At 64.1% G+C, this 12,328-nt stretch carries 6 protein-coding genes and 1 pseudogene; 4 read left to right on the top strand and 3 right to left on the bottom strand.

Going from position 1 to position 12,328, the window contains the following annotated elements; all coding sequences use genetic code 11:
• Window positions 1-119: 119 nt before the first annotated feature.
• Window positions 120-1,757, top strand: a complete 1,638-nt coding sequence (locus tag RCH14_RS01745) for a M28 family peptidase (RefSeq protein WP_343024438.1) — start codon at window positions 120-122, stop codon at window positions 1,755-1,757.
• A gap of 56 nt (window positions 1,758-1,813) precedes the next feature.
• Here RCH14_RS01745 and RCH14_RS01740 read toward each other — a convergent pair whose 3' ends face one another.
• Complete coding sequence (locus RCH14_RS01740) at window positions 1,814-4,345, bottom strand: ATP-binding protein (protein ID WP_343024437.1); 2,532 nt, start codon at window positions 4,343-4,345, stop codon at window positions 1,814-1,816.
• A 141-nt stretch (window positions 4,346-4,486) separates the two neighbouring features.
• Complete coding sequence (locus tag RCH14_RS01735; protein ID WP_343024436.1) at window positions 4,487-5,017, bottom strand: GNAT family N-acetyltransferase; 531 nt, start codon at window positions 5,015-5,017, stop codon at window positions 4,487-4,489.
• Between the two features lie 266 nt (window positions 5,018-5,283).
• Between RCH14_RS01735 and RCH14_RS01730 the strand changes: the two genes are divergently transcribed.
• A complete protein-coding gene (locus tag RCH14_RS01730) occupies window positions 5,284-7,056 on the top strand; it encodes a methyl-accepting chemotaxis protein (protein WP_343025026.1) in 1,773 nt (590 codons plus the stop codon).
• Window positions 7,057-7,221: 165 nt separating this feature from the next.
• Window positions 7,222-7,590: pseudogene (locus RCH14_RS01725) on the top strand (methyl-accepting chemotaxis protein); the annotation flags it as partial.
• Window positions 7,591-7,962: 372 nt separating this feature from the next.
• Here the strand turns inward: RCH14_RS01725 and RCH14_RS01720 are convergent.
• Window positions 7,963-8,985 (bottom strand): porin, encoded by a 1,023-nt coding sequence (locus tag RCH14_RS01720; RefSeq protein ID WP_343024435.1) that lies wholly within the window; start codon window positions 8,983-8,985, stop codon window positions 7,963-7,965.
• A 581-nt stretch (window positions 8,986-9,566) separates the two neighbouring features.
• Between RCH14_RS01720 and RCH14_RS01715 the strand changes: the two genes are divergently transcribed.
• Entirely contained in the window at window positions 9,567-12,275 is a 2,709-nt protein-coding gene (locus RCH14_RS01715) for a TonB-dependent receptor (protein WP_343024434.1), read from the top strand.
• The last annotated feature ends 53 nt before the right edge of the window (window positions 12,276-12,328 follow it).

Below are 12,328 nucleotides of genomic sequence, written 5' to 3'. Positions count from 1 at the left end.
CAGCCTTGGCTGCCGATGGGTGCGCCCCTTGGTGTCGCCAAGCACGACGGGGCATCTTGGCGCATTCGATGTGTGACGGGTTAAGATGGCTTTTCCATCATCCTGTCACGAAAGCCTCGATGCGACTTCATCCTCTTGCCCTGGCCGTCAGCGCCTGCATTTTTTCCGTCTCCCACGCTGCGCATGCCCAGCAGCCAGCCGCCGTCTCCGAGACCGCACTGCGCGCCCACCTGTCCTTCCTTGCTGACGACTTGCTCGAAGGCCGCGGCACCGGCCAGCGTGGCGGCGACCTGGCCGTGCGCTATCTGGAAACCCAGGCCGCCCTGATTGGCCTGAAGCCCATCCCCGGCGGCGGTTATCGCCAGAAGGTCGACATCGAAGGCAGCAAGCTTCTCAGTGGCAGCGCCACCTTCAGCGCCGGCGGCAAGACCTTCAAGCCGGAATTGGGCAAGGGCATCGTCATGGGCACCAAGAGCGGCAACGAGAACCTGTCGTTCGATGCGCCCCTGGTCTTCGTCGGCTACGGCGCGGCAGCGCCAGAAGAACAATGGGACGACTACAAGGGTCTCGACGCCAAGGGCAAGATCCTCGTCATGATGGTCGACGATCCCCAGCCGACGGCCGAGGAGCCGAACCGCTTCGCTGGCAAGGCCTATACCTGGTACGGCCGCTGGGTCTACAAATTCGAGGAAGCCGCGCGCCGCGGCGCCGCCGGTGTCCTGTTGATCCACACGACGCCATCGAGTTCGTATCCGTGGAGCGTGCCGGCCAATGGCTTCGGCAACGAGCGCTTCGGCCTCAAGGGCCCGGGCAATCCGATGGAAGGCTGGCTGCACGAAGACACCGCGCGTGAGCTGTTCGCCGCCGGCGGCCATGACCTCGACAAGCTGCGCGCGCAGGCCGAGCGCCGCGACTTCCGGCCGGTCGACCTGAAGGTCGCGGGCCACGTCGAATTGCGCTCGGTGATCCGGCCGGTCGAGCAATTCAACGTGATCGGCATCGTGCCCGGCACCGACGCCAAACTGAAAGCGCAGGCCGTCGTGTACTCGTCGCACTGGGATCACATGGGCATGGCCGAACTGAAAGCGGGCGACGATCTGAAGGCCGACCGCATCTACAACGGCGCAATCGATAACGCATCGGGCACCGCCGCACTCTTGGTGATGGCGGCCGAAGCGGTCAAGAAGCCGGCCAAGCGCACGCAGATCTTCTTATGGCCTGCCGCCGAAGAGCAGGGCCTGCTGGGAGCGGCCGCGTATGTCGCCAACCCGGTCGTGCCGCTGGCGCAAACGGCCGCCGACCTCAATCTCGACAGCCTGAACTTCGTCGGCCGCACCCGCGATATCGGCGTCGCCGGCGCGGAGCGCAGCAGTCTGTACGAGACCTCGAGCCAGGTGGCAAAGTCGATGGGCCTGAAGATCGCGCCAAGCACGCCGGACATGTCGGGGGCCTACTTCCGCGCCGACCACTTCGCGTTCGCCAAGGCGGGCGTGCCGGCGTTTAACGTCGGCTCGGCCGTATTCTCGGGCGATGGTCACTTCGAGTTCGAACAGCACCAGAATGCGTCGAGCACCAACATCAAGGGCTTCAAGGACCACTACCACCAGGTCAGCGATGCATACCGGCCGGAGTGGGATTTGTCCGGCATGGTGCAGCAAGCCCAGTTCACGCTCAACCTGGGTTACGCGGTCGCGAACGCACCTGGCATGCCAACCTGGAAGAAGGGTGAAGCATTCGGCAGCGTCAAGCGCAAGTAAGCGCAAGTAAGCGCAAGTGAGCGCAAGTCAGCCCGGCTAAGCGCGCCAGCCAGCGCTCACGCGGAAGCAGCCGCGCCACTGGCCGCCGCAGTCAGGATGCGATCCAGGTCGGCCATGTCGACCGGCTTGACCAGATGATGGTCGAACCCGGCCTGGCTACTGGCATCGCGGTCCCGGGACTGGCCATAGCCGGTGACGGCCACCAGCAAGGCATGCGCTGTGGCCGGGGCCGCGCGCAGGCGGCGGGCCAGTTCGTGGCCATCCATGCCGGGCAGGCCGATGTCGAGCAGGCAGGCGTCGGGTAGGAACTGCGCGGCGCGCAGCAAGGCATCGAACGGATCGTGTTCGACGGCCACCTCGTGCCCGGCAGCGCTGACGTACATCGCCAGCACCTGGGCTGCATCGATATTGTCGTCCACTACCAGCACCTTGAGCTGCTGCGTCACACCGGTCCGGGGCATGTCCGCAGCGCTGCTGCCGGCGCTGTTGCCGGCGCTGCATGGCAGCGTCACGATGAAGGTGCTGCCCAGGCCCTGGCCGGGGCTCTCCATGCGCACGCTGCCGCCATGCAGCTGCACCAGGCTGCGCACCAGCGCGAGCCCGATGCCAAGGCCGCCTTGCGTGCGGTCGGGTGTGCGCTCGCCCTGCACGAACATCTCGAACGCACGGTCCATTTCTTCGGGCAGCATGCCGATGCCGTTGTCCGCCACCACGATGCGCAGCCGCGATGCGTCCAGTTCGAGCGCCACCCGTAGCTTGCCGCCGGCAGGCGTGAACTTGACCGCGTTGTGCAACAGGTTGCCCACCACCTGCACCAGGCGCTTGCGGTCGCCCATCACCCAGCCCGGCGTCGCCGGCAGCGACGATTCCAGCGTGTGGCCGCGCTGGTGCAGCGGTTCCTGGATTTGTTCCATCGCTTCGGCCAGCACTTCGTTGACATCGATGCGGGTTTTCGACAACGCCACCAGGCCGCGCGTGACGCGTGAAACGTCCAGCAGGTCGTCCACCAGGCCGGCCATGTGCCGCGCCTGGCGCGCGATGATGGCGCTGATCTGGCGCGTGCGCGTCGGGTCGAGTGTGTCATGGCCCAGCAACTGCGCGCCCGAGGCGATCGGCGCCAGCGGATTGCGTAGTTCATGCGCGAGCATCGCCAGAAATTCGTTCTTGCGCTGGTCGGCCTGGCGCAGCGCTTCTTCGGCGTTGACGCGGTCGGTCACGTCCTGGATCGTGCCGCGCAGCGACAAGACGCCCCCGTCGCCGTCCTGTACCGCCTCGCAGTGCAGGTCGATCCAGATGCGGTGGCCTTCTGCGTGCAGCACCTGCAGCTGCAGCCTTCCGCTGCCACCGGTGCGTTGCAGCTCGCGGATCAGGGCATTGGCGCGCTGCCACGATTCTTCGGGCAGCAGCACGCCACGCTGCTCGTCGAACGGCGGCAGTTCGCGCCCGTAGATGTGCGGCACCGATTCGGACGTCACCAAGGCGCCGCCCGGCAGTTGCATGTGCCAGGTGCCGAAGCGCGCCATGCGGTGCGCGTCGCGCAGTTCGGCTTCCTTGACGGCCAGGGCCTGCGCACGTTCGCCGAGCAGCGTCGATGCGGCGCCGATGGCCTCGGCCACTTCGGCCGCTTCCTTGACGTGCACTTGCGTGAAGCGTGGCGGTGTTTCGCCTTTGCCCAGCGCCAGCGCGGGCATGGTCAGGGCCTGGACCGAACGCGCGAGGCGCCCGCCGATCTGCCACGCCAGCCACAAGCCGACGGCGAACAGCAGCAGCACGCCGGTCAACAGTGCGGCGAGTGGTTCGAACAGCACCTGGTTCAGATTCGCGCGTGGTATGCCGATCGCCACGTGCCAGCCGGTGGCTTCAGAGCTCGAGTAGAAGGTGAGCTGGGCGGTGCCTTCCTGCGACACCGACGGCACGATCCCTTCGCGCTTGCGCTCGATGGCATGGAACAGCGGATCGGTGACGCGGTTGCCGACAAAGCGTTCGGGACTCAGGTTGCGCGCAAAGATGGTACCCCCGGCGTCGATGACCGACGCACGCGCGCCATCCGACACTGATTTGGGCGTGAGCATGTCGTCGAAATAGTCGGGCCGCACGCCGACGCTCAGTATGTAAGCCACGCTGCCATCGATCATTACCGGCACGTCGACGCTGACGATGGGCTGGCCGACGACCTTGCTGACGAAAACCCGAGAAATGGCCGGCCGGCCGCTGGCGAATACTTGTTCCAGCGAATCGGATGCTTCGATCGGAAGCCGTTCGCCGTAGGCCAAGGCGGTGTTGAGAATCTGCTCGCCGCTGCGCTCGCGCAGCACGGCGGTCATGCCGTCGCCGGCCAGTTGCAGTGCTGCGCGCGCCTGGCGGTGCACGCGCGGGAAATCACGTTCCTGAAGTGCGTCGAGCGTCGACAGGGTCTGGGCAATGACCTGCGCCTGCAGCAGCTTGCTATCGACCGTGTGCACGAGCGCGCGCACGGTCTGCATGGTGTTGCGCTCGAACTGGGCGCGGCTTTTCTGGTACTGATGGACGAACAGGAGCGATGCGCCAACCACGCCCGGCAACAGCGTCACCAGGACAAGCCAGAGCAAATAAGCCCGCAGCGGCCTGCGGGATATGGTGGACGATATGCCAGTCACATTGCTTTCCAGAACGTTCAATCCGGCGAATTCTACGCCACAAACGGTTGGCGCACACGCTCGTTCAACGATGCGGGCGGCAGGGTCGGTCGGTCAGCGCCGGTTGCGAGTAAACAGTGTCTTGTAATAGATTGCCGTCGCGTGCCAGCGGCCATTGGGCGTACAAGCGTACTCGGGCAACTCGCCGACCCGCTCGTAGCCGCTCTGTTGCACCAGCCGTTCGACGCCCGAACCCACTGCGGCATCCAGAAATAACAGGCCACGACGCAAGGCCAGCGCTTCGATCTCGAGGGCTTGCATCAGCGCCATCCCGATGCCGCTGCCCCGTACGGTGCAGTGTACGAGCAACTGTTGCACTTGGGCGCGGTTGTGACCATTTGGCTTCGTACATAATTCGAGCTGGATACTGCCAACCAGTACGCCCTCACGTTCTGCTGCCAATAAGACGCGTTGTCCCAGTCCCACTTCTTCCGCGATGCCTTGCCAGTAGGCGTCGAGTTGATCCTGGTCAAGGCCGTTGACGAATCCCAGCGAATGGCCATCGGCGACGGCATCGAGCAGCAGCGTGCTCAGGTACGGCATCGACTCGGCGATAGTGCGTGGATCGAGTCTGCGGATGATCATAAAGCTCCCGGAACTGATGGTGGATGGATTATCCATTTATCGCAAGCACGATGCGTGCCACATGGGCCATATCGATATGACAAGGCGATACGACGTGTTGTGGGCGCACCATACTTTTTACCTAAACCAGGTTTTATTTTCTGGTATTGACATCGATCTATCGACATTGCGAAAAGGCGCTTGTAATGTTCTCTTAGGGTAACTATCTTCAGTACCCGCGCTCTACAAGGATCACCATGACAGGACTAAACAAGAAACGCCATCCCATGGCGCTGGCAAATCTGCGTATCGGCAAGCGGCTGGCATTGGGCTTTGGCCTGATCTGCATCATGCTGGTCGTAATGGTCGTGCTGAGCAACGCGATGCTGGCCCGCACCAACGCCGGGACCGCCGAGATCGTCAACGAGCGCATGCCGCGCATCGCGCTGACGACCCAGATGCAGGACAGGATCAACGATATCGCCATCTCGCTGCGCAATATGATCCTCAGCGAGAGCGGCTCCGACCACCGGCGCCAGGTCAAGGACATCAAGGTCGCGCGGGCTGCCATGGATGACATCCTGGTCAAGCTGCGGGCGTCACTGCGTGACCCGAAAGCGCTTGAATTGCTCGGTCAGATGGAAAAAGAAACCGCGCTCTACAAGGCCGGACAGGATGCCATGATCAAGCACCTCGATGCCGAGGAAGTCGACGAGGCGCGCGCGCTGCTTGGCGAAGACCTGCGCCCGCTGCTGATGCGCCTGAAGCGGGCAACGGCCGAACAGACCGCGCTGCAGGTCGCGATCGCCAACGAGGCCGCGCGCGACGCCGCCACCACGTACCGCAATACCAGCCGCCTGATGTGGGGCCTGGGCGGCGTTGCAGTGCTGCTGTCGGTGCTGGCGGCGTGGGCGATCACGCGCTCGATCACGCGGCCGCTGGCGCGGGCGCTGGAGGTGGCCAACACGGTCGCAGCCGGTGACCTGACCAGTCGCATCGAGGTGACCACACATGACGAAACGGGCCAGCTGCTGCAAGCGCTCAAGACCATGAATGAAAACCTGGCGCGCACCGTCGGCACCGTGCGCGTGGGGACCGACACGATTGCGGTGGCGGCTGCCGAAGTGGCGGCGGGCAGCCACGATTTGTCGATCCGTACCGAGCAGCAGGCCGCGGCGCTGGAAGAAGCCGCGTCGTCGATGGAACAGCTGACAGCGACGGTGCGCCAGAATGCAGACAATGCGCGCCAGGCCAATGTGATGGCGGGCCTGGCCTCGAGCGTCGCATCGCGCGGCGGTGACGTGATCGAGAAGGTGGTTGGCACCATGGACGGCATCAACACGTCGTCGAACAAGATCACCGACATCATCGGCGTCATCGATGGCATCGCGTTCCAGACCAATATCCTGGCCCTTAACGCTGCGGTGGAGGCGGCCCGCGCGGGCGAGCAGGGCAGGGGCTTTGCGGTGGTAGCGGGTGAGGTGCGCAATCTGGCGCAACGCTCGGCGGCGGCGGCCCGCGAGATCAAGGGCCTGATCCAGGATTCGAGCGACAAGGTCGCCGAGGGCGGCAAGCTGGTGGCGCAGGCTGGCCAGACCATGCGCGAGATCGTCGACAGCGTGCGCAGCGTGACCGACATCATGACCGAGATCAGCGCGGCGAGCCAGGAGCAGACCGCCGGCATCGAACAGATCAACCAGGCCGTGACGCAGATGGACGAGGGCACGCAGCAGAACGCGGCGCTGGTCGAAGAAGCAACGGCTGCGGCGACCTCGATGCGCGAGCAGGCGGCCCTGCTGGCGCAGGCGGTGGCGGTCTTCCAGATTGATGGGGAGCAGATGCAGGAGGCGTCCGCGGCAGCAACTGCGCCGCCGCCGGTGGTGCCGGCCAAGCTTGCTCCGGCGCGTGGCCCAATCGTGACAGCGGCCCCGGACCCAACCCCGGCGCCAACGCCGGCCCCGGCGCCGCGCAAGGCAATCGCATCGGCCAAGGCACTGCCCAAACCCAAGGCAGCGTCCGGCGCAACGCCGGTAGCGGAGGGGGATTGGGAAGAGTTCTGAGTTCTGAGTTCGGGCTGAGTTTGCCTTATGAACGGCATCGACAAACGGCAAGCTGCGGCTTGCCTTTTTTTTTTAGGCGCAGTCAACGTTATCTGTTGATGACACCGACTGCGCTGCGCAGCAACTGTTCCGCGGAACTTACCCGCCCCCCATCGAGGGCCCAGCGACATCATTGGCGTCATCGAGAGCATCGCTTTTCAGACCAATATCCTTGCGCTTAACGCGGCCGTGGAAGCGGCCCGTGCGGGCGAGCAGGGACGGGGCTTTGCGTTCGTGGCCAGCGAAGTGCGCAATCTGGCGCAGCGTTCGGCAGCGGCGGCCAAGGAAATCAAGACGCTGATCGGCGACTCGAGCAGCAAGGTGGCCGACGGCAGCAAGCTGGTGGCGCAGATGGACGAGGGCACGCAGCAGAACGCAGCGGTGTTGGCGTTCCGGATCCATGCGGTGCAGATGGCCGATGCGGCGCCGACGCCGGCACGGGCGCACGCCAAGCCGCGCGTCGCTGTCGCTGCTGACGAGTGGGACACGTTCTAAGCTGGTCCGGGCCTGCATGCCCGGATGGCGGGTGAGGAAAAACGGCAAGCCGCAGGGCTTGCCGTTTTTTTGTTGCGTGGTTTGAATGCAGCAGGTGCTGTCATCGTCAGCGATGGATGAGGCCGTTCGTATAACTCCGTGACCCCGTGACCCATGACCCCATGACCCCGTGACCCCGTCATTCCATGACGCCGTACGCCACGTATTCCCCTGAAACCTGTACGCTACCCGGTGAACCAACGTATCCCCTATTTAACGTTGACAGCGCCGACCGGCAAACCGCCGACGTAAAAAAACGGCAGACCCTGCGGTCTGCCGTTTTTATGTCCGTCACGCATCAAGCGACATGCGCTCGATGCGAAAGGGCGTCGCTTAGAACGAGTGACGCACGCCGACGTTGTAGACCTGTGGGTCCGAACCGAAGGCCGTCGCTGGCAGGGCGATGGTGCCCGATGGCGAGGTCAGCGAGAACACGCCGTTGTTGTTGTTGCGCAGTTTTGCGTACGATGCGTACACGTTGGTGCGCTTCGACAGGGTGTAGCTGTAGGCAACGGTGACTGCCTTGCCTTCTGCGCCGGTCGCCAGTTCTTGCTGCTGGTAGTTCAGGAAGACGCGGTTGGCGCCGAAGCCGTACGACACGCCGGCGTTCTTCTGCTCATACTTGGCGCTGCGCAGGATGCCGGTTTCTGGGTCAGCAGCCATGTAGCCGGCGCGCACTTCGAAGTCGCCGAACTTGTAGCCGATACCTGCGTTGTACTCTTTGTCGTCGCCGGTCGCCAGGCGCTCGACGTTCTGATAACCCGCACCAACGTACAGGCCAGCGTTTGCGTATTCCAGCGAGACGCCGGTCACATCGCCCGATGGATCGATGCTGCGCTCACCGGCGCCGTACGCAGCGCGCACGGTGAAGCCGCTCAGAGCGTTGCTCTGGTAGTTGACCGAGTTCGACAGGCGACGGGTCAGGCGGTTGGCGCCGAAGGCAGCCAGGTTCGAACCGTAGAAGCCCTGGCCGAGGGTGTCCGATGCGGCAGCAACGGCAGCGATCGGGCCATATTCACGACCGACGGTCACGGTACCGAAGGCGCCTTGCAGGCCCACGACAGCGCGGCGCTGGAACATGTTCGAATCGGTTGCGCCGGTATCGACGGCAACAGCGGCTTCGATGTTGAACAGTGCCTTCAGACCATTGCCCAAGTCTTCGGTACCGCGGAAGCCGATGCGGCTGGCCGATTGGGTACCCGACGACACGACGGTGCGGCTGCTCTCGCCAGGCGCATCGTTGTTTTCAACACCGATCGACGCATCGACCATACCGTACATGGTGACGCTGGTTTGGGCTTGGGCGACGAGTGGCAGTGCCGACACGAGGGCGATGGCAAGAATTTTGTGCTTCATGGATGAATCTCCAGTGTTTGTTTGTGAAATAGCCTAGTAATCATGACATGCCCGACGGACATCTGTCACCGTGTTCGCCCAAGCGGAATTGTCACGAAAACGACCGCAATCGGCATCAAAAAAATTCAGACAGGACCTGATTCTCATAGGAGAACAACGCATTTCAATGGCCTTTTCAGCGGCGCGAATCGCTACTGCGAAGGGCTTAAAATATTGCTGAAAATCAACCAGCGGCGTTGCAGAGACGCCACATTCTCGGCCTTGACAGCTGCTGCAATGCGCAATAAAGGTGCACGCATGCGGTCTGACGTCCATCCAGCAATGGGCGCGGTTGTACCGAATCAGGACATATCCGCCTTGGTATCCCCACACGTCGTCGATTTTTTTGCACCGCAATAGTGCATCGCAGCATCCGTCACAGTCGTGCTGACAGCAACCGCGATCACTTGCAATGTCGATACGTAAATCGGTATCGGAACTGCGGAAAAATTGATTGGAACGTTCTCGGTGCATCTCCTACCATTCCGTACAGCATCGAAACAATAAAGTCGCACAGCGACGTATAACGATTAAGGAGACATATGACACGGTATTCACCGGGCAGCATTGCGCCCACATTTTCCCCGACCCCTCACACCGGTGCCTGCCGCAGGTTCGCCTTGCGTGCCACGGTCGCGGCCCTGGCCGGCGCTGGCCTGATCAGCGCGGCGACGGTCGGCGCACAGGAAGTCGGCGCCGCCACGGCGCCCGTCCCGGCCGCCAGCGCGCCGTCGAACGCCGAAAACAACACGGCGCGCGCCGGTGCCGACCGCGATGCGGCCGTCGTCATGGTCACCGGGACTCGCCAGGCCGCGCAGAGCGCTCAGACCATCAAGCGCAACGCCGAGCAGGTGCTCGATTCGATCGTCGCCGACGACATCGGCAAATTTCCCGACAAGAACGTGGCCGAGATCCTGGGTCGCGTGCCGGGCGTGCAGGTCATCCGCCAGAACGGCGAAGCCGGCAACGTCGTCATCCGTGGTCTGGGCGGCATCACGACGCTGTACAACGGCCGCGAGATGTTCACCGCCGCCGGGCGCAGCCTGTTCCTGGCCGATGTGCCGGTTGCCATGCTGCAGCGCGTGGACGTCTACAAATCGCAGGGCGCCGACATGGTCGAAGGCGGCACCTCGGGCGTCATCGACGTGCGCACCAACCGGCCATTCGATTTCAAGGGCGCGCAGGCCGCCTTCAATGTGCGCGGCGAGCACCGTGACAAGGCCGACAAGATCGATCCGAACGTCTCGGGCCTGCTGTCGAACCGCTGGAAAACGGCCATGGGCGAGATCGGCCTGCTGGGCGGCCTGTCGTACCAGCGCGGCCGCTACCATGACGAAACCGCCTTCGTGGGCGAACCTCGCACGATCGACCGCGGCATCATCGGCGCGCCATCGATGGGCCGTGTGATGAGCGGCGGCGATCGCGAACGCCTGGCCGGCAACCTGTCGGCCCAGTGGCGCCCGTCGAGCGACCTCGAGCTCTACGCCGAGAGCTTCTCGACCAAGATCGACCACGACTCGCAAAGCATCTTTTTCGTGGGTGACCTGCCGATCAACAATCCCGGCTCCACCGTCACGCCGATGCCGGGCTCGAACTATCTCGGTTCGATCAGCAATCCCAACGTGAACAACTTCACGCTGAGCTCGACCCAGGCGCGGCGCGACGATTCGGAAACCCACCAGGGCGCCGTCGGCGCGATCTGGAAGGCCACCCCCGGCGTGCGCGTCAGCGGCGAGGTGGTGCGCACGGTCAGCAAGTACAGCCAGAAGAATCCGATCCTCGACACGGTCATGAACATGTCGAAGTCGATCAATGCCGAAGTGCGCGACGGTGGCGGCTACCTGGAGTACCCGGGCACCGACATGACGGATCCGGCCAACTGGACGATGTTCGCGCTGTTCGATAACCACAACCGCTCGCGCGGCGCGGCCACCGACTGGCGCGGCGACGTGGCCTGGACGCCGGAGGCCGATGGCTTCTTCAAGGAACTCAGCGTGGGCGCACGGCACGTCCAGCGCGACGCCTCGTTCGTGCACGAGCTGAACGGCTACACGGCCGCGCCGAATGCGTTCACGCCGAACGCGATCAAGGTCACCGACTTCCCGGGCCTGAACTGCACCAGCCCGAAAACGGGCGGCGACTACGGGATGAACCAGTTCTATGCGCCGTGCCGGGACTACCTGCTCGACAACACGGGTGCGATCCGCCAGGTCATCAAGGGCAATCCGGATCCGCAACCGGACAATCCGCTGTCGTTCTACTCGGACCGCGAGCAGTCGAGCGCCGCCTACATCAAGGCCAATTTCGGCTTCGATGCATGGTCGCTGCCGATCGACGGCACCGCTGGCCTGCGCTACGTGAAAACCAAGCAGCGCATCAGCGGCTTCTCGTCCACGGCCGGGGTGGTCTCGCCCGTCACCGTCTCGAGCACCACCAATGACGTGCTGCCGAGCCTGTCGATGCGCGCCCACTTCAGGCAAGACCTGATCGGCCGCCTGTCGGCCAGCAAGGCGATCGAACGGGCGCCGTTCGGCGACTTCAATCCGGGCCTGACGCTGTTCCCGTCCACCACCACGACGCTGGCCACTGGCAGCGCCGGCAACCCGAACCTCAAGCCGCAAGAAGCGAGGAACGTCGACGTGGCGCTGGAGTGGTACTTCGCGCCGGCCGGCTCGATCACCGGCACGCTGTTCCAGCACGACTACGAAAACTACCTGCGCCGCAGCGCGCGGCCGGAAACGTATGACGGCATGACCTACAACGTCAGCCGCCCGTACAACGCGGTCGAGGGCAAGCTCAAAGGCGCCGAACTGGCGTACCAGCAGTTCTACACGAAGCTGCCGGGCTGGCTGGGCGGGCTCGGAATGCAGGCCAACGTGACCTGGATGGATGGCGGCCTGGCCGAAGCCGACGGCACCATCAACACGTTTGCGGGCATGTCGAAGCTGTCGGCCAACCTGGTCGCGCTGTACGAGTACGGCAAATGGTCGGGCCGCATTGCCTACAGCTGGCGCGACAAGTTCACCGCCGAGTACAACTACCGCGCGCTGCCGTACAACATCGTCGTGGATCCGCTCAAGACGCTCGACGCCTCGGTGTCGTACAAGCTGACCGACAAGCTGACGGTCACGCTCGACGGCAGCAACCTGCTGGACCAGTCGTACCACGACTACCATAGCGTGCCCGAGCTGCCGCGCGACGTGCGCCGCTACGACCGCGTGGTGGGACTGGCGCTCAGGTGGCGCAATTGAGGGGCGCCGGCCGGCCTTTACTGACGGCCGGCTGACCTGTTCCAACCGGGCGC

The sequence above is a fragment of the Massilia sp. MP_M2 genome, from assembly GCF_039123635.1.
In the GTDB taxonomy this organism is placed as follows: domain Bacteria; phylum Pseudomonadota; class Gammaproteobacteria; order Burkholderiales; family Burkholderiaceae_D; genus Telluria.
The sequence above is the reverse complement of the archived record's forward strand: the minus strand, read 5'-3'. Positions and strand labels throughout refer to the sequence as shown.

Bases quoted from the DNA above. Each gene is read 5' to 3' on its own strand.
- RCH14_RS01745 (WP_343024438.1), top strand. From the start codon at position 120: ATGCGACTTCATCCTCTTGCCCTGGCCGTCAGCGCCTGCATTTTTTCC.
- RCH14_RS01735 (WP_343024436.1), bottom strand. From the start codon at position 5,017: ATGATCATCCGCAGACTCGATCCACGCACTATCGCCGAGTCGATGCCG.
- RCH14_RS01730 (WP_343025026.1), top strand. From the start codon at position 5,284: ATGGCGCTGGCAAATCTGCGTATCGGCAAGCGGCTGGCATTGGGCTTT.
- RCH14_RS01720 (WP_343024435.1), bottom strand. From the start codon at position 8,985: ATGAAGCACAAAATTCTTGCCATCGCCCTCGTGTCGGCACTGCCACTC.
- RCH14_RS01715 (WP_343024434.1), top strand. From the start codon at position 9,567: ATGACACGGTATTCACCGGGCAGCATTGCGCCCACATTTTCCCCGACC.